Here is a 17,443-nt window from a genome sequence, read left to right as displayed (position 1 = left end):
GTAAAGTTAAAATTTGCCTGCACGAATAAAGCCCGCGAGCCCTTTATTCTCGAAGTATTCGCGCATCTGATTGTAGATGGTTTTACCATAAGGTTGCATCAGCGCTTTGTCAGCAAGTTGCTTAAGCTCATCAAGCGAGCTTTGTTGAAGCAAATACTTTACCTTAGCAACGTTTGAGGTGTTCATACTTAACGTGTCATACCCCAAACCAACAAGCAGCAGTGCACCAATAGGATCGCCTGCAAGCTCACCACAAATACAAACAGGTAGATGATAAGACTGACAGGTTGCAAATATATGTTTCATCGCTGCCAATACGGATGGATGCAAGGTTTCGTAGATGTCGGCAACCTGAGCATTATTTCGATCAACCGCTAGCAGATACTGGGTTAAATCATTGGTTCCCACCGAGACAAAGTCGACCCGCTCAGCCATAAACGGCAAGATGTAGAGCATAGAGGGCACTTCGATCATCACACCTATTTCCGGCTTCTTCACCTTAGGGTGCTCAACGAGAACCTCTTGATAAGCTTGTTCAATCAATGTCGCGGCATCATCAAACTCTTGCACCGACGACACCATGGGCAAGAGGATACTCAAATTATCAATGCCGACGCTGGCGCGCAACATCGCCCTGATCTGAATAAGGAATATATCAGGGTGATCCAGTGTGAAGCGGATACCACGCCAGCCCAAAAATGGGTTGTCTTCATCAATTGGCAGATACGGCAGCGCTTTATCTCCACCAATATCTAGCGTTCGCATCACAACTCGCTTGCTTGGATAAGCACTCAGGACAGAACGATACTGATGTAGCTGCTCTTCCTCAGATGGAAACTGCTGCTGAAGCAAGAACGAGATCTCGGTTCGATATAATCCAACACCGTCTACGTTCTTATTAATAGAAATACTGGTATCGGCACTCAAACCTGCGTTGAGCATCACTTGGATACGCTGACCATCTTTGGTAGCAGCTTCTAGCCCCGCGGTTGACTCCACCATCTGAGACAACTCAGATTCTTCCGTTACCAACTCACGATATTCAGAGAGCAATTCATGGCTCGGGTCTGGGAATATTTCACCGCTGTACCCATCAACGATACCGAGCTTGCCACTAAGCAGTGCAGGGTTGGTGTTTACGCCCATTACAGCAGGAATACCCATTGCACGCGACAAAATCGCTGCGTGCGAGTTGGCAGCCCCCTCAAGAGAGACGACTGCGAGCAGTTGTTCTTTAGGGATAGAAGCGAGAATCGAGGCGGTGAGTTCTCGAACGACAAAGATCACCGGCTCACTAAATTCATGAATCGGGTATTCAGTATCATGTAAGAAAAACAGCAGGCGCTGTCCAAGCTCTTTCACATCCTGCGCACGTTCACGTAGATAGACGTCAGACATTTTTGCAAAGCGATTAGCGTAACTCTCAACCACTTGTCGTAAGGCCCAATCGGCCTTATCGCCTTTTTGAATCTGCGCCTTGAGATCATTTCTCAACATAGGATCGTTGAGCAAGTGGGTAAAGAGATCGAATATGGCTAACGCGTCTTTGTTCAGCTCGAGATCGAGCTTTTTACGCATACGCTTAAAATCGGCCAGCGCATTCTCAATCGCCACAGAAAGAAGCTCTTGCTCTCTAGCAACATCAAGAGTAGAGGCGGGAAAAACATCACTAAGATCAGGCTGAGTGTTGTCCCACCAAATCGGGCCTATGGCCACACCGGATGACGCGCCAATACCTTTAATCACAGGGACTGCGTTGTCGTCAAAGAATCCATGTCCTTGAGCGATAGCGTGGGCTATCAAAACCGCAACCTGCGCAGCCAGCGTGACAAGGAAAGACTCTTCCATTTCACTAAACTGACGGGATGTTTTTTGTTGCACGACCAATACGCCAAGTACTTGCTTGCGATGAATAATTGGTGTGCCTAAGAAGGAGTGGTAGACATCCTCACCAAGTTCTGGGAAAAACTTGAAAGCAGGGTGTTTAGCAGCTTCGGCTAAGTTGATAGGCTCTGCTGTACGCTTCACCAACCCCACCAAGCCCTCATCAAAACCGATTTGGATTGTGTCACCCTCAAAGGTGAGGCCTTGAGTGGCCATCAACTCTAAGCGCTGCTTATCTTTGTTAGCAAGGTAAATCGTGCAGCACTCGGTGTTCATGGCTGCACATGTTTGTTGTACTAACATCTCGAGGGCCGCATGCACGTCTTCAACCTTTGAAACGTGCTCAACTATATCCCTTAGTTGCGATAGCATACTTACCCTCTTCGATGCTTTCTTTTGCCTTTAAATTTTCGTTCCTTAAACGGCATTGCCAAGGATGCAAATTCTTTCATCGCTCGGCGATAGACATCACGCTTAAAAGAAACGACTTGTCTTACTGGGTACCAATAGCTCACCCAACGCCAACCATCAAACTCAGGGGTATTACCGCGCTGCATGTTGATCTTGGATTCATCACAATCCAGACGCAGTAAAAACCATTTCTGTTTTTGCCCAATACAGACAGGTTTCGAATCCCAGCGAACCAAGCGCTTGGGTAACTTATATCTTAGCCAATGGCGACTGACCGCAACGACCTTGACGTCGTTCTTAGTGAGCCCCACCTCTTCATACAGTTCTCGATACATGGCCTCTTCAGGGGATTCACCTTCGTCAATACCGCCCTGAGGGAACTGCCATGAGTGTTGTCCGTATCGTTTAGCCCAGAAGACCTGACCATGGTTGTTACAGATTACAATACCAACATTCAGTCGGTAACCATCGCCATCTATCACTGGCCAACCTCAATTAAATTTTCATTACCTTGATTTTTCCACATATCCCCAACTTGAGCAAACTTAAGGATGTGTAAATTTGAACAATTCCCAGTTCTTTGAGAACCATTGGATAAGATTCGAACAAAACGCCAGTTATCAACATAGCAATGAGACCTAGACCACATTTATTCACCTTTTCTGTGAATAACTGTGTGCAGAATCTTTGATCTCTAGGAAAAACTCAACTTAGTATAAAAGCCCTAGAAAAGCCAATAATGCACCAATTAAATTTTACCACCATAAATTCAGTAACTTAAATTAACATTGATCATTAGTTTTTGAACTGGCGATTTAAAAATTAACGAAGAGATCAGATCGGTTAAAGATCAACCACAAGCTAAATTATCCACATCGAATTTGATAAGATTCATACAAACCCTGATATATCAAGTGTTTTATAGGCACAATACCACTGATTATTTATACAGAAGTCGATAAATCACCGGTATTTACCATCCCACCTGTGGATAAGTCATTAATAGATCAACTTTCCACCAGAGTGATCTCTTTTTGTACAGAGCACAAATACGCTAACGTGGTAAACTCAATCTCGTCTATCCAGCCAACTGTACTAGCAAACATGAAAACGACTCCAGCTACAGAATCAGAACTGCTCGAACGTGCTCGCAGCATCGCAGGTGTGTCATTTGGCGAACTTGCCGAGCAAGCAAATATGAAAGTGCCTGAAAATCTCAAACGAGATAAAGGCTGGGTGGGACAACTTCTCGAATGGCATCTTGGTGCCACGGCTGGCAGTAAGCCGGTTCAAGACTTTCCAGAAATCGGTGTCGAGCTAAAGAGCATTCCTGTCGGCTACAACGGTAAACCTCTAGAATCAACTTTTGTGTGTGTTGCGCCCTTGACTGGCATCACAGGTTTGACTTGGGAAACGAGTCACATCAGAAACAAACTATCTCGCGTGCTATGGCTGCCAGTTGAAGGTGAACGTGAAATTCCGGTCGCAGAGAGACGAGTGGGTTCTCCACTTATCTGGAGCCCGTCAGAAGAAGAAGAGACGCTGCTGCGCAATGACTGGGAAGAGTTGATGGATCTTATCGCGCTTGGCGGGGTCAACCAAATAACAGCCAGAAGCGGCGAGGTATTACAAATACGCCCGAAAGCCGCCAACAGCCGCGCTAAAACCGAAGCTTATGGTGCGAGCGGACAGCCAATCAAAACCCTACCTCGAGGCTTTTACCTCAGGGCAAAATTTACTAGCTACATACTAGATACTTATTTCGTCTAACATCTGCCCTGGTTTTCAATGCAGATTCAGTTCAATGTCGCAATACCGGTTCATCTCAGCGCTTCCGCACTCATCATAGGCATTATGAAGTCGCAAATATGCTTTCTCGACGCCTAGACGGGTCAGAGCTTCTTTTACCGAGTCTAAAGACTCGTAATGGATCGGCTCATCGTCTTCTTTGATCGGTTCAAGTTTGTGCTTGTATTCCACTGCAAGTAGATAGTGTGAAATATCAGCACAACCAATTACGAACACTCTAGGCGGTTTATAAGAATCTTTGTGGTGTCCATGTAACCATCGATCGAGCTGATGCTTTTGCATAGTCCACCTCCTTCTCTTTTGTGGATAATGCTTTACTGATAACTCTCAGTTTAGCCAATAAGTGGCTAGTTGCGCATTTATTGAACAGATCTTTTATAAAAACGGGGTATAGTGGAATCAAACAACGACAAGCAAGGATGGCTCAATGAAATACCACAAGCTCCCACATTCTTCGCTCGAAGTGAGCAAAATCTGTTTAGGTACCATGACCTTTGGTGAACAGAACAGCAAACAAGATGCATTTGACCAGTTGGATTATGCCGTTGAGCGTGGCGTCAATTTCATTGATACCGCAGAGATGTATCCCGTCCCACCTAAACAAAAAACTCAGGGATTGACGGAGTCCTATATCGGCGACTGGTTATCTCACTCAGACAAGCGCCAAAAAGTTATTGTCGCCACCAAGGTTGCAGGCCCACGTAACGTACCTTACATCCGCGATAATATGAGCTTAGATCGACGTAACATTCACCAAGCGATCGATGACAGCTTAACGCGCTTGAAGACTGACTATATCGACTTGTACCAATTGCACTGGCCACAACGGAAAACCAATTGCTTTGGCCAGCTCAATTACCCCTACCCTGAAAGCAATGAGGAAGTCACACTTATTGAAACGCTAGAGGCGCTCAATGAGCTCATCAAAGCTGGAAAGATTCGTTATATCGGTGTCTCGAATGAAACCCCATGGGGGGTGATGACGCTCCTTAAGCTCGCTGAAAAGCACGATCTACCGAGAATCATCTCAATTCAAAACCCTTACAACCTACTGAACCGCAGTTTTGAGGTGGGTTTATCAGAAATCAGCCACCATGAAGGCGTCGAGCTGCTCGCCTACTCTCCCCTCGCTTTTGGCTGCTTGAGCGGTAAATATCTTAATGGACAAAAGCCCACAGGCGCTCGCTGTAGTCTATTTGAACGCTTCGTCCGTTATTTTACGCCGCAGGGCATCGAAGCAACACAAGCTTATGTCGAGCTCGCTCATAAGCATGGTTTAGATCCCGCGCAAATGGCGCTCGCTTTCGTCAATCAACGTCCATTTGTTGCTTCGAATATAATTGGAGCGACAAATCTCACTCAGTTAAAAAGCAATATAGACAGTATCGACGTTACGCTTTCAAATGAATTACTAGAAGAGCTTCAATTAATAGGGGCACAGTATTCTAATCCATGCCCCTAAACTTAGGTATTGAGAATATCTACCACAACTCATTAGATATTTCTCGATATTCTGATAGTCGGCGGGTAGTCGTACTACCCGCCTTGGTTTACGTAGCTATTCGCGACTGTAATTCTCGACGAAGATGACGAGCTTTACGTTTAGCGACAACTTGAGGTGCAGCGACACGACCTAGAGGACGACCTTCTTTGTCTAAGCCAATGTCTCTCAACAAGTGCTCATTGTGTAAAGGAAGTTGATAAGCACTGCGACGGTAGCGTCGTTTCCACTCACGTTCTTCTTTTTGAATGTCTGCTTTAATAAGCCAAGTTGCGATAGTTAGATAAACAGATGTACGCATAATAATCTCCTGATTGGAATATTACAGAGGAGAGAAATAGCGGTCTTGTAGTTAATTAGACTCTTACGTGACTGCTATTCCGCAGCCTCATAAGGTTACGGATTAATTAATCTTGCGCTGATTTTACTACCGGTTTATCGGCCATAATTACGATCGAATCACGATCGATAATATGCTCAGCATCGGTACGGAAAGCAGCACAAGTGTTGATAAAAGAAATACGATTCATCATTTTCTGTGCCTCCATACTGACTTATTAATCCTGAAATTTGATAGGTTGAGCGTCTTGCTCACGGTTAATTCTTATTCAATCCGTATATTAAATCAACATATCATATAAAAAAAAGTTAAAAACAACGGAAAACTCTAGTTACAAACCGAATGACGACTTAAAGGCCGACTATTACATAGCTTTTACCTTTAACTATGGTGATTAATTTTAAACCGGAAATATACAACACGATATTGTACTGGATATTCATAGTGCGACTAACATCTAGTTTAGACTGCAACCTGTATGAAAAAATAAAGGCGCCACAGCGCCTTTAGGTGATTAAGCTGAATAACTGGAGGAAGTTAAATTGTTTCTTCCGTGATTAGATTGTGCTTATTGAGCAATCTATACATAGTAGCTCGAGAAATACCCAGCTCTTTTGCCGCTAAAGTAACCTGGCCGTTATGGCTATCTAGCACCAAGATAAGCGCATCACGTTCAGAACGCTCTCGTATGCTCTTGAGGCTCCGCTTGCCAGAGAATGTACCTGGAAGTTCGAAGTGCTTCTTAACTAACACCTCTTCTTCAGTCATGAGTACGGCACGTTTAACTTGATTCATTAACTCTTTAACGTTACCTGGCCAGTGGTAGTAAGTAAGCGTTTTAATGGCATCATCATCAATCGACTTAACAGGAGAGTTAAACTCTTTTGCAAACTGGTTGATGTAATGCGCGACGAGCAAAGAAATATCAGTCGCGCGCTCTTTTAGGCTAGGGACATTAATTCTAAGCACATTGATACAGTGAAATAGCTCTTCATTGAAGGAGCCGTCTCCCAGGGCTTTTTCAATATCCGAAGAATCGGCAGCCAGAATACGCACATCAAACTCTTTGGTTCCTTTCGCCGTTTCTATTTGACCATCTTGATAGAACTTCAATAAGTTAAGCTGCTGTTTCGCGGGTAGAGTAAAGATATCGTTGAGAACGATCGTTCCCCCAGAGGCTTGATCAAGTAGCGAGCTTTGTTCGGGATCGTGCATCCCAAAAAACTCATTCTCAAATCGAGCATCTGAGAATGCGCGACAATTTACCGCAACAAAAGGTTTTTGTGAGCGAGCAGAACAGCGGTGAATCGCTTTCGCCACAGACTCTTTACCAGCGCCAACTTCGCCATGAATCATGATACTGACATCAGTAGGCCCGATTCGACGAATCTGATCGCGTAAACGTCTTATTGGTAAAGATTGCCCGACAATCCCGAGATCGCTGTCATTACCATTATGCGGCCACACCTTCTGCTCGAGCTTGAGCATACCCAGTTGGTGTCCTATGGTACTCATCAATCGTGAGTCCGGAATAGGTGTCGTAAAAAAGTCGATGCAGAAGTTAACGATAAATTGGCAAATCGTATCGGAGCCCAATTGAGACTCGCGAATAAAGGCTATCCAACGCACCTGCTTGTGCGTGCTGACTAGTTTCGCAATCCCGTTAAGGCTGAAATCATCGCGAGTTAGGTCTACAATTCCAATACAGGGACCAATCTCTGAAAATAACGCATCAGCTTTACGTAAATCTGAACATTGGGTACAGCGCCATCCCGCCTGCTCCAATACAGAGAGCCATGGCTCGTACACGCCCCCTACAACCACTAACGAGCCGGGGATTGAATCCATCCGAAATTCGGTTCCCATTACATCATTCCTATTATTGTTTTTAGATTCAATAGATTTATTCTATGCAAATAAAACCATCTATCAAACACGGCAATCGCGTTTAAAACGTACAGATGTGTCTCATAATTAAGACTAGTGTACGATTTCTAACTTTTCTATAAACATTCTCGGAAATGTGGCATGAAAAAAGCCTCTCCGAAGAGAGGCTTTGTAGGAATCATTCACCATCTTGCTGATGGATATACGATTATTGTTGCGGACGCATCGCTGGGAATAGGATAACGTCGCGAATGGTGTGCGTGTTGGTAAATAGCATCGCCAGACGGTCGATACCGATACCTTGACCCGCTGTTGGTGGTAGACCGTGCTCTAGTGCAGTAATGTAGTCTGCATCGTAGTACATCGCTTCGTCATCACCTGCATCTTTCGCATCAACCTGCGCTTTAAAGCGTGCGTCTTGGTCTTCTGCATCGTTAAGCTCAGAGAAGCCGTTCGCAACTTCACGGCCACCGATGAAGAACTCAAAACGGTCAGTGAAGAATGGGTTGTCATCGCTACGACGCGCCAGTGGAGAGATATCAGCTGGGTAGCCAGTGATAAATGTTGGCTGGATTAGCTGAGGCTCAGCCGTCTCACCAAAGATCTCTTCAAGAAGCTGACCACATGTCCAGAACGTCTCAACCTCAACGTGTACAGATTTCGCAATCGCGACCATCTTGTCACGGTTAGTTAGGTCTTCTTCTGTTAGCGCTTGGATTTCAGCGTGATCAGGGTTGTAGTGCTTGATCGCTTCAAACATGCTCATGCGAGCGTAAGTGCCACCAAACTCAACGGTTTCGTCACCGTAAGGCATAGACGTTGAACCTAGAACATCCATCGCTACCGTGCTTAGCATCTCTTCAGTGAGATCCATCAGATCTTTGTAGTCAGCATACGCTTGGTAGAATTCCATCATTGTGAATTCTGGGTTGTGACGTGGCGATAGGCCTTCGTTACGGAAGTTACGGTTGATCTCGAATACGCGATCAAAGCCACCAACCACTAGACGTTTTAGGTAAAGCTCAGGTGCTACACGTAGGAACATATCGATATCAAGCGCGTTGTGATGCGTGATAAATGGACGTGCTGTCGCGCCGCCAGGGATCACGTGCATCATTGGCGTTTCAACTTCTAGGTAGCCTTTTGAGCTCATGAAGTTACGGATTGCCGATACTAGCTTAGAGCGAATGATGAACGCGTGACGAGAGTCTTCGTTAACGATTAGGTCAACGTAACGCTGACGGTAACGCATCTCTTGGTCAGTGAGACCGTGGAACTTCTCTGGTAGTGGACGAAGTGCTTTCGTTAGCAACTCGTACTCTTCCATGTTCACGTAAAGATCGCCTTTACCAGACTTGTGCAGTGCACCTTTCACACCGATGATGTCACCGATATCAAGGCCTTGGTATTTCTCTTTCAGCTCTTTTTGAACATCTTTTGCTGCGTATGCTTGGATGCGACCAGACGTTTCTTGAATCGCTAAGAATGGACCACGCTTAGCCATAACACGGCCTGCAATTGCCACTACGTGGTTTAGCTCTTCTAGCTCTTCTTTTGTCTTCTCACCAAATTCCGCTTGAAGGTCGCCAGCTAGGTGCTCACGACGGAAATCATTTGGGTGGCCGTTCGCTTTGCAGCTTTTACGGATGTGATCCAGCTTGCTACGACGCTCAGCGATTAGCTTATTCTCTTCTTGTGCGTTTTCGTTTTGAACAGCATCAGTCATTTTTCGATGTATCCTGTTTTAAAAGTGGTGAAAAGCTTACAGGCCTGATTTTAGGCTAGCTTCGATAAATTTGTCCAAGTCGCCATCAAGAACCGCTTGAGTGTTGCGATTTTCAATGCCAGTACGCAAGTCTTTGATGCGTGAATCATCAAGTACGTAAGAGCGAATTTGGCTGCCCCAACCGATGTCAGATTTGGCATCTTCGTTCGCTTGCTTCTCTGCATTTTGCTTTTGCAGTTCATGCTCGAACAGTTTTGCACGTAGCTGTTTCATCGCTTGGTCTTTGTTTTTATGCTGAGAACGATCGTTCTGACACTGAACCACGATGTTAGTAGGAACGTGGGTAATACGAACCGCAGATTCCGTGGTGTTAACGTGCTGACCACCCGCACCAGACGCGCGGTATACGTCGATACGAAGATCAGACGGGTTGATCTCGATATCAATGTTGTCATCAATCTCTGGATAAACAAACGCAGACGCAAATGAAGTGTGACGACGGCCGCTTGAGTCAAATGGAGACTTACGAACCAGGCGGTGAACACCTGTCTCTGTACGTAGCCAGCCATAAGCGTACTCGCCTGATACCTTCACAGTTGCGCCTTTAAGGCCTGCAACTTCACCTTCTGATACTTCAATGATTTCTGTCTTGAAGCCTTTCGCTTCTGCCCAACGAAGATACATACGTAGCATCATGTTGGTCCAGTCTTGTGCTTCCGTACCACCAGAGCCCGATTGCAAGTCAATGTAGCAATCTGACGCATCGTGATCACCAGCGAACATACGACGGAACTCAAGCTTCTCCAGCTTGGCTTCCAGTTCAGCAAGTTCTGGTTCAATTTCATCGAAGGTCTCTTGATCTTCTTCTTCAACCGCAAGCTCTAGAAGACCGTCTACGTCTTCTACACCTTGGTCAAGAAGGTCGATGGTTTCAACAACCGCTTCTAATGAGGCACGCTCTTTACCTAGTGCTTGCGCACGCTCAGGCTCGTTCCATACATCCGGTTGTTCAAGTTCTGCGTTGACTTCTTCTAGACGCTCTTTCTTAGCGTCATAGTCAAAGATACCCCCTCAGGATATTTGTGCGTTCAGACACATCCTGTAGGCGGTTTTTGATAGGATTGATTTCAAACATATTTGCTCAGCATTTATGAGTAGAATTTAACCGCAGAATTCTACTCAAAAATGTGACGAAGATACAGGAAAATATCGATTTTCCTTGACCTATTTCATGAGCCTCTAGCGAGGCTCAATATGGTCAACCATCAGTTGCAGTGACTGGTTTCCACGAAACTCGTTGATATCCAGTTTATAGGCAAGGGTGACGGTTTTTACAGAAGCATCTGGCCAGCGTCGCAGATCCACATTAAAGGCGATAGCATCCAGCATAATGTTGGTGCCAAACCCTTTGTGCATGGGCTCAACCATCAGCTTAAGATGCTTCTCACCAACCAGTTTTTGATGCAGCACCTTAAACTCACCATCAAATACAGGATCTGGGAAAGCTTGTCCCCATGGACCACCAGCGCGAATCTGTTCTGCCGTGTGCATAGAGAATTCTTCGGGTGTTAACTCACCGTCTGACAAAATAATTCCCTTCAGCGCGGTATCGCCAAGCTCCTCACGCACCACTTGATCAAACAGCTTACTAAAGCGCTCAAAGTCTTTTTCCATGATGGTGAGACCCGCCGCCATCGCATGGCCGCCAAACTTCAAAATTAGCCCAGGGTTTTGCGTATCAATTCTGTCGAGCGCATCGCGCATATGCAAACCTTGAATCGAGCGACATGAGCCTTTGATCGTGCCCTCGCCGCCATCTGCAAACGCAATCACAGGGCGGTGAAACTTATCTTTAATTCGAGATGCCAAGATACCAATGACGCCCTGATGCCAGTCTCGCTGAAACAGCGCTAGACCATAAGGCAGCTCTGATTTGTCACTGATTTGCAAACGCTCACAAAAAGCCAGAGCCTCTTGCTTCATTCCTTCTTCGATATCTTTTCGGGTTTGGTTAAGACCATCGAGTTCGCTCGCCATACGACGCGCCGCATGGATGTTATCCGACATGAGTAGCTCGACGCCAAACGACATGTCGTCCAAGCGGCCCGCAGCATTGATACGCGGACCCAGCGCAAAACCGAAATCAGCCGCCACCAGTTTTCGCGCATCACGTTTTGCAATCTCAATCAGAGCTTGAATACCCGGTCTGGCCTTGCCCGCACGAATACGTTGTAGTCCTTGGTGCACCAAGATACGGTTATTCTCATCCAAAGGAACAACGTCAGCGACCGTGCCAAGTGCCACCAAATCGATAAGCTCCATGAGTTTAGGCTCAGCCATACCCTGCTCAGCAAACCAGTTGCGCTTTCGCATATAAACGCACAGTGCCATCATCAGATAAAATGCCACCCCAACGCCTGCCAGCGCTTTGGATGGGAAACCACACTCATTGAGGTTTGGGTTTACCATCGCATCAACGTTAGGTAACTCAGAGCCAGGTAAGTGATGATCCGTAACCAACACCTTGATGTTATTATCTTTGGCATATTGAACACCCGAGATAGAAGACACGCCATTATCGACCGTCATGATCACTTCAGCACCAATCTCAATCGCCTGATCGACGACCTCCGGGCTCAAACCATAGCCGTCCTCAAATCGGTTAGGTACCAAATAGTCAACATTGCGACTCCCGAGCATACGCAAAGCCAGTACTGAAAGCGCCGAACTTGTCGCACCGTCAGCATCAAAGTCTCCAACCACAATAATGCGCTTTTGCTGCTCAATCGCCTCAAATAGCAGGGCAACGGCGGCATCAATACCCGCCAATTGTTGGTAGGAGTGTAACCCTTTGGCGGCTTTTTCTAGTTGAGAAGCATCAGAGACGCCGCGACTGATGTATAAGCGGCGCAGTAAAGCAGGAATGGAGTCTGGAAGTGCGGAAATATCGACTTCAGGACGACGTTGGATTTCTATCATAAAGTATATTGGGCCCCGTAATCGGAGCCCCTATCCTAGTTCTTATTTGATTTGTTCTAGACGTTTAATCAGGTCTGCCGGTGGAAGGTAGCCACCCACCATTTCGCCGTTTGGCAAGAAGATCGCTGGCGTGCCGCTAATGCCCAGTTCACGGCCAAGGTTGTAGTGCTTTGCAACCGTCTCTTGGCACTGTTTAAGGTCGCCATCGAAGGTCGCTTCTTTGCGATTCACTTTTGCATCGTGCATCGCCGCAGCTGGGTCTTCTGAACACCAGATCTTAGCCATTTGCTCTGCCACCGAACCTGTTGCACCTTGGCGAGGGTAAGCTAAGTAACGAACTGTGATGCCTAGATCGTTATAGCCTTCCATTTGACTATGCAGGCGAACGCAGTATCCACACGTAATGTCGGTGAAGATAGTCACCACGTACTTTTCGTCTTTGGCTTTATACTCAATCACACTGTCAGAAAACGCAGCGATTTTCTCTGCGTTGATTGGCGCTTGGCGCTCAGCAATCACGTCTTTGTAATTACCTTCTGCATCAATGGAATAAAGCGTACCCGCAATAAAATGGTCACCTGTAGGGGAAGCAAACAGAATGCCTCCTGGGGTTCTCACTTCCATTAAACCTGGGATATCAGATGGGACGATCTCGGAAATCTCAATACCAATTTTGGCAAAACGATCTCGAATCGCCGCTTCATCTGCCTGAGTGTTCATCTCTGCTGCGACCGCCGCTGGCACTGGCGCGGCTTGAGTAGCTTGCGTCTCTTCAGCTCCGCAAGCTGTTACGAAAAATGGCAGAGAGAGTAGAGTTAAGCGGCGTAGTACGCTCATTAAAATCACCTTTGTATAGAAAACGTTAAATTAAGCCCTTGGATGATGCTGGCTATGAATGTTCTTCAATCGCTCTGTTGCTACATGAGTATAAATTTGTGTCGTAGATAAGTCACTATGCCCCAATAACATCTGTACGACACGCAGATCTGCGCCATAGTTCAAAAGATGCGTCGCAAAAGCGTGTCGCAACACGTGAGGCGACAACAATTCGGTATCGATGTCCGCCAACACTGCATAGAACTTAATACGATGCCAGAAGGTTTGCCGGGTCATTTGTTTGGCGCGCTTGCTCGGGAAGACCACGTCTGACGTTTTCTCGCCAAGAAGTAGTGGGCGACCTTTTTCAATAAATTCCGAGATCCAGTCCACGGCATTTTCCCCCATAGGGACCAAGCGCTCCTTGTTGCCCTTACCGACCACACGCACTACGCCTTGTCTCAGACTGATGTTTTCCATGGTCAGGCTGACTAACTCGGTGACACGAAGTCCCGTCGCGTAAAGAAGCTCTAGCATGGCTTTGTCGCGAAGCTCAATCGGGTCGTTAGGATCTGGCGACTCCAACAGGGCGGTAACTTGATCCTCGGTCAGGTCTTTCGGCAGACGCTTCGGGAGCTTCGGGCTAACCAATAGAGCGGTGGGATCATCGGAGCGAAGCTTTTCCCTATGAAGATATTGGAACAGGCGACGAATCGCAGACAGCATCCTAGCTCGTGAGCTTTGTTGGTAGTTCTGATCCGTTAACCACATTTGGTACTCTTGCAAGCCAGATAAACTGATAAAGTCCAGCCTGTAGTTGTGTTCGTGCATCCACTTCAATAACTTAACCAAGTCATTTCGATAAGATGCCAGGGTGTTTTCTGACAGTCCTCGCTCCATCCACATGGAATCTAAGAATTGTTCCACTAGCCCCTGATCTTGGATATTCACGTCGCTCACGACTACCTCTTGGATGTTTATACAGTACTTTCAACAGAGTAAGCGAGAAAAAACAAGAATGCTATAAAAAACAGCAAGCAGACCAATAAGCGCTGCAAAGATGGGCGAATTCAGAGTAGAATCACTGCCACTCATTACAACAGCGACACAGTGAAGTTATGAAAATAGGTTTATTTTACGGTTCATCAACCTGCTACACCGAGATGGCGTCAGAAAAAATACGCGAGATCATTGGTCCAGATATTGTGGACATATTTAACGTAAAAGACACACCTATTTCCAAGATGAGCGACTACGATCTACTTATCTTAGGGATCTCTACATGGGATTTCGGCGAACTCCAAGAAGACTGGGGCGGGATATGGGATCAAATCGGTGGCGTGTCGCTAAGCGGCAAGGTCGTGGCATTGTTCGGCTTAGGCGATCAAGAAGGCTATGGCGAATGGTATCTGGATGCGATGGGAATGCTTCATGAAGAGCTTAAGCCAACAGGTGCACAGTTCATTGGCTACTGGGATAACCAAGGCTATGAGTTCGAAGCTTCTAAAGCACTAACTGAAGATGGTAGCCAATTTGTTGGTCTCGCTCTAGACGAGGACTCACAATATGAGTTGAGTGATGAGCGTATCGCCACTTGGTGTGAGCAGATCCTCGTCGAGTATCAGCAAACGCTTTAAGCTTGAAAGACAAAAAAACGGCGCCTAACAAGGCGCCGTTTTTATATTGATACATAGTGATTAAGCCGCTTCTTGCTCTAGCTTCTCATCGTTACGACCTACAAAGCACATACAGATGATAGCGGCAACCGTTGGCATTACCCAGCCCATACCAACACTAAAGAGTGGTAATGCATTGAAAAATGACACATCAATACCCGTTACTTTTGCTGCATCAATCATAGCGAACGACAGAGACACAAGAATAACCACGCGGTATGCCAATTTCGGGTTTGCTAGGTACTTGCGAGCAAACGTCAGTGCTACTAGAGCAATAGCAACCGGATAGAGTGCGAAGAGCACTGGGACAGACAGAGAAATCAGCTGAGCCAGACCGATGTTAGCTACAACCGCACACGCAACACCAATGATAACGACCCATTTCTGATAGCTGATTGACGTTAGTGAGCTAAAGTAATCTGAACATGCCGAGATAAGACCAATCGCCGTCGTCAAACAAGCTAATAGGACAATAACAGACAGAACAATCTGACCATATGGACCAAACAGAGCCTGCACATACTGACTTAAGATAGCGCCGCCATTATCCGCACCCGCTGCAACCGTTGCACTGGTTGCGCCCAAGTAGAACAATGAGATGTAAACAAACGCTAGACCCGCAGCAGCAATAAGCGCAGAGCTGATCAGGTATTTAGTGGTTGCAGCTTGCTCAGTAATGCCTTTCTTGCGCAGCGCATCAACAATCAACATACCAAACATCAACGAACCAAAGGTGTCCATTGTGTTGTAACCCTCAAGGAAACCTTTTGTTAGTGGCTGACTTAGGTACTCGCCAACCGGCGCAATCATCTCGCCTTGTGGGTCAATAAACACCGCACCCGCCAAAACAATCAAACCGATAAACAATACCGGAGTTAACACCTTACCGATTACATCGATCAACTTACCCTGTGACCATGCAAATGACATGGCTACTGCAAAGAACAAGATTGAGAAAATCGTTAGGTGCATTTGCGCCGCATCAGCAAAGAATGGACGAATGGCCATTTCATAGGCCACAAGACCTGTACGCGGAGCTGCGAAAGCAGGGCCAATAATAATAAAGATAAGGACAGCGATTAGCGTTGCTGCTTTCTTCGGCAGATCTTTCGTAAGGTGCTCCCAAGAGCCCCCTGCCACTGCAACAGCAATAATGGTAATAAGAGGAAGACCTACTGCAGTGAGAAGAAAGCCAGTCATGGCTGGTAGCAAGTTTTCACCCGCCAATTGACCCGCTAGAGGTGGGAAAATGATGTTGCCCGCGCCTAGGAAAAAAGCAAACAGCATAAAGCCGACTGCTATAATATCTGTTGTTTTTAACGTCTGTTTCACAGATATGCCCTTACTTGTTATGTTGTGTCTGCCGCAGCACTCTTAGTTGCCACGTAAAATTAGGCGGGCATGATGAACAATCGATGATTAATAAGCAATAGAAGCGGTGATAAACATTACATTAATTTGTTGTTACAGTTAACTGGCAGTTCGATTCACTAGTTTTGAACTAAAAGGTAAACTTTTATCTTGACCATTTTCTCACACACATCGCTTACATACAGAGCATTTCACTACTCAATAATTTAACAATAGTGACAAACCCTTAAAAGCAAACGATTAACAAAATAAACTATGACTTGTAGCACGACAAAAACCAAAGGCTTTCAATTCAAGCAGTTCTCTATCCACGATGGCAACTCAGGAATGCCTGTCAGCACTGATGGTGTTTTACTAGGGGCATGGGCAAGGTTTCATTCCTCTAACACCCTATTGGATATTGGTACTGGCACCGGACTACTCACCTTGATGCTCGCCCAGCGATTTGTCGATGCCGCAATCACTGCTGTCGATATCGATGAGACCGCCATCGTCGATGCAACCTATAATATTCAGCAGTCACCATGGCATGAACGCATCACTGTGCTCCACAGCGATATATTGGCGCAACCATTTGAACACAATTTCGATGGCATCATCTGCAATCCGCCGTATTTCAATAGCGGAGAGACCGCGAAAAATAGCCAGAGAGCAACCGCGAGACATACACATTCCCTCTCCCATGAGCACTTGCTAGATCGTTGTGACAAGCTCCTCAGTAAAGAAGGAAGTGCGAGCTTTGTGCTACCTAAAGTCGAGGGGGAACAATTCATCGCACTTGCCAAGCACAAAGGCTGGCACTTGAATCGAATTTGCTATGTACAGGCGACCATCAACAAGCCGTGTAACCGATTACTGTTTACGCTGACGAAGCGCTCCGAAGCCTGTGATGAAGAACGCCTCATCATTCATAGCGCATCTGGCGGATACTCTGAGGACTTTATTGCCCTAACCAAAGATTTTTACCTTAAAATGTAAGTGCGCCTCGCCTCGGTTTGAGTATAATAGCCGCCCTACTTTTTCCCTGTTCGATGTTTTTTTGC

General features: G+C 46.2%; 16 protein-coding genes. 4 read left to right on the top strand and 12 right to left on the bottom strand.

Going from position 1 to position 17,443, the window contains the following annotated elements; all coding sequences use genetic code 11:
• Positions 1 to 6 precede the first annotated feature (6 nt).
• Together ptsP and rppH are read right to left on the bottom strand one after the other, a co-directional pair.
• The gene (gene ptsP / locus LY387_RS02695) at positions 7 to 2,256 is read right to left on the bottom strand and encodes a phosphoenolpyruvate--protein phosphotransferase (protein WP_234495231.1); all 2,250 of its coding nucleotides are present in this window, start codon (positions 2,254 to 2,256) and stop codon (positions 7 to 9) included.
• 2 nt (positions 2,257 to 2,258) lie between these two features.
• Complete coding sequence (gene rppH, locus LY387_RS02690) at positions 2,259 to 2,777, bottom strand: RNA pyrophosphohydrolase (protein WP_042473544.1); 519 nt, start codon at positions 2,775 to 2,777, stop codon at positions 2,259 to 2,261.
• A gap of 622 nt (positions 2,778 to 3,399) precedes the next feature.
• Here rppH and mutH point away from each other — a divergent pair.
• On the top strand, positions 3,400 to 4,065 hold the full coding sequence (mutH, locus tag LY387_RS02685) for a DNA mismatch repair endonuclease MutH (protein ID WP_234495230.1): 666 nt from the start codon (positions 3,400 to 3,402) through the stop codon (positions 4,063 to 4,065).
• Between the two features lie 15 nt (positions 4,066 to 4,080).
• On the opposite strand, the gene LY387_RS02680 is transcribed toward mutH, so the two are convergent.
• Positions 4,081 to 4,386 (bottom strand): DUF6482 family protein, encoded by a 306-nt coding sequence (locus LY387_RS02680; protein WP_128648275.1) that lies wholly within the window; start codon positions 4,384 to 4,386, stop codon positions 4,081 to 4,083.
• A gap of 145 nt (positions 4,387 to 4,531) precedes the next feature.
• Between LY387_RS02680 and LY387_RS02675 the strand changes: the two genes are divergently transcribed.
• Complete coding sequence (locus tag LY387_RS02675; RefSeq protein WP_234495229.1) at positions 4,532 to 5,566, top strand: NADP(H)-dependent aldo-keto reductase; 1,035 nt, start codon at positions 4,532 to 4,534, stop codon at positions 5,564 to 5,566.
• An 88-nt stretch (positions 5,567 to 5,654) separates the two neighbouring features.
• On the opposite strand, the gene LY387_RS02670 is transcribed toward LY387_RS02675, so the two are convergent.
• From LY387_RS02670 to xerD, 8 genes are all read right to left on the bottom strand, one after another.
• Positions 5,655 to 5,906 (bottom strand): hypothetical protein, encoded by a 252-nt coding sequence (locus LY387_RS02670; protein ID WP_042473538.1) that lies wholly within the window; start codon positions 5,904 to 5,906, stop codon positions 5,655 to 5,657.
• Between the two features lie 106 nt (positions 5,907 to 6,012).
• Positions 6,013 to 6,138 (bottom strand): hypothetical protein, encoded by a 126-nt coding sequence (locus tag LY387_RS27170; RefSeq protein ID WP_267967700.1) that lies wholly within the window; start codon positions 6,136 to 6,138, stop codon positions 6,013 to 6,015.
• Positions 6,139 to 6,482: 344 nt separating this feature from the next.
• Positions 6,483 to 7,811 (bottom strand): sigma-54-dependent transcriptional regulator, encoded by a 1,329-nt coding sequence (locus LY387_RS02665; protein ID WP_234495228.1) that lies wholly within the window; start codon positions 7,809 to 7,811, stop codon positions 6,483 to 6,485.
• 229 nt (positions 7,812 to 8,040) lie between these two features.
• A complete protein-coding gene (gene lysS / locus LY387_RS02660) occupies positions 8,041 to 9,558 on the bottom strand; it encodes a lysine--tRNA ligase (RefSeq protein ID WP_234495227.1) in 1,518 nt (505 codons plus the stop codon).
• A gap of 36 nt (positions 9,559 to 9,594) precedes the next feature.
• Positions 9,595 to 10,693 (bottom strand): peptide chain release factor 2 gene (prfB, locus tag LY387_RS02655; RefSeq protein WP_156110994.1). Its coding sequence is split into 2 segments (ribosomal slippage): positions 9,595 to 10,617 and positions 10,619 to 10,693, totalling 1,098 coding nucleotides; the frame shifts between segments, so codons are not numbered across the junction.
• Positions 10,694 to 10,797: 104 nt separating this feature from the next.
• The gene (gene recJ / locus LY387_RS02650) at positions 10,798 to 12,537 is read right to left on the bottom strand and encodes a single-stranded-DNA-specific exonuclease RecJ (RefSeq protein WP_234495226.1); all 1,740 of its coding nucleotides are present in this window, start codon (positions 12,535 to 12,537) and stop codon (positions 10,798 to 10,800) included.
• Positions 12,538 to 12,579: 42 nt separating this feature from the next.
• Positions 12,580 to 13,374, bottom strand: a complete 795-nt coding sequence (gene dsbC, locus LY387_RS02645; RefSeq protein WP_234495225.1) for a bifunctional protein-disulfide isomerase/oxidoreductase DsbC — start codon at positions 13,372 to 13,374, stop codon at positions 12,580 to 12,582.
• 30 nt (positions 13,375 to 13,404) lie between these two features.
• Entirely contained in the window at positions 13,405 to 14,259 is an 855-nt protein-coding gene (xerD, locus tag LY387_RS02640; RefSeq protein WP_419153434.1) for a site-specific tyrosine recombinase XerD, read from the bottom strand.
• 212 nt (positions 14,260 to 14,471) lie between these two features.
• Here xerD and fldB point away from each other — a divergent pair, with 212 nt between their 5' ends.
• Positions 14,472 to 14,990: a flavodoxin FldB gene (gene fldB, locus LY387_RS02635; protein WP_234495224.1), complete on the top strand. Its 519-nt coding sequence runs from the start codon at positions 14,472 to 14,474 to the stop codon at positions 14,988 to 14,990.
• 60 nt (positions 14,991 to 15,050) lie between these two features.
• Here fldB and brnQ read toward each other — a convergent pair whose 3' ends face one another.
• On the bottom strand, positions 15,051 to 16,361 hold the full coding sequence (gene brnQ, locus LY387_RS02630; RefSeq protein WP_042473523.1) for a branched-chain amino acid transport system II carrier protein: 1,311 nt from the start codon (positions 16,359 to 16,361) through the stop codon (positions 15,051 to 15,053).
• Positions 16,362 to 16,655: 294 nt separating this feature from the next.
• Here brnQ and LY387_RS02625 point away from each other — a divergent pair, with 294 nt between their 5' ends.
• The gene (locus LY387_RS02625) at positions 16,656 to 17,378 is read left to right on the top strand and encodes a tRNA1(Val) (adenine(37)-N6)-methyltransferase (protein ID WP_234495223.1); all 723 of its coding nucleotides are present in this window, start codon (positions 16,656 to 16,658) and stop codon (positions 17,376 to 17,378) included.
• Positions 17,379 to 17,443: the final 65 nt, after the last annotated feature.

Origin of the sequence: Vibrio maritimus (assembly GCF_021441885.1) — a bacterium.
In the GTDB taxonomy this organism is placed as follows: domain Bacteria; phylum Pseudomonadota; class Gammaproteobacteria; order Enterobacterales; family Vibrionaceae; genus Vibrio; species Vibrio maritimus_B.
This window is presented reverse-complemented; position numbering and strand designations above follow the sequence as displayed.

Bases quoted from the DNA above. Each gene is read 5' to 3' on its own strand.
- lysS (WP_234495227.1), bottom strand. From the start codon at position 9,558: ATGACTGATGCTGTTCAAAACGAAAACGCACAAGAAGAGAATAAGCTA.
- LY387_RS27170 (WP_267967700.1), bottom strand. From the start codon at position 6,138: ATGATGAATCGTATTTCTTTTATCAACACTTGTGCTGCTTTCCGTACC.
- ptsP (WP_234495231.1), bottom strand. From the start codon at position 2,256: ATGCTATCGCAACTAAGGGATATAGTTGAGCACGTTTCAAAGGTTGAA.
- dsbC (WP_234495225.1), bottom strand. From the start codon at position 13,374: ATGAGCGTACTACGCCGCTTAACTCTACTCTCTCTGCCATTTTTCGTA.
- LY387_RS02665 (WP_234495228.1), bottom strand. From the start codon at position 7,811: ATGGGAACCGAATTTCGGATGGATTCAATCCCCGGCTCGTTAGTGGTT.
- recJ (WP_234495226.1), bottom strand. From the start codon at position 12,537: ATGATAGAAATCCAACGTCGTCCTGAAGTCGATATTTCCGCACTTCCA.
- fldB (WP_234495224.1), top strand. From the start codon at position 14,472: ATGAAAATAGGTTTATTTTACGGTTCATCAACCTGCTACACCGAGATG.
- LY387_RS02625 (WP_234495223.1), top strand. From the start codon at position 16,656: ATGACTTGTAGCACGACAAAAACCAAAGGCTTTCAATTCAAGCAGTTC.
- xerD (WP_419153434.1), bottom strand. From the start codon at position 14,259: ATGTGGATGGAGCGAGGACTGTCAGAAAACACCCTGGCATCTTATCGA.
- LY387_RS02680 (WP_128648275.1), bottom strand. From the start codon at position 4,386: ATGCAAAAGCATCAGCTCGATCGATGGTTACATGGACACCACAAAGAT.
- LY387_RS02675 (WP_234495229.1), top strand. From the start codon at position 4,532: ATGAAATACCACAAGCTCCCACATTCTTCGCTCGAAGTGAGCAAAATC.
- mutH (WP_234495230.1), top strand. From the start codon at position 3,400: ATGAAAACGACTCCAGCTACAGAATCAGAACTGCTCGAACGTGCTCGC.
- LY387_RS02670 (WP_042473538.1), bottom strand. From the start codon at position 5,906: ATGCGTACATCTGTTTATCTAACTATCGCAACTTGGCTTATTAAAGCA.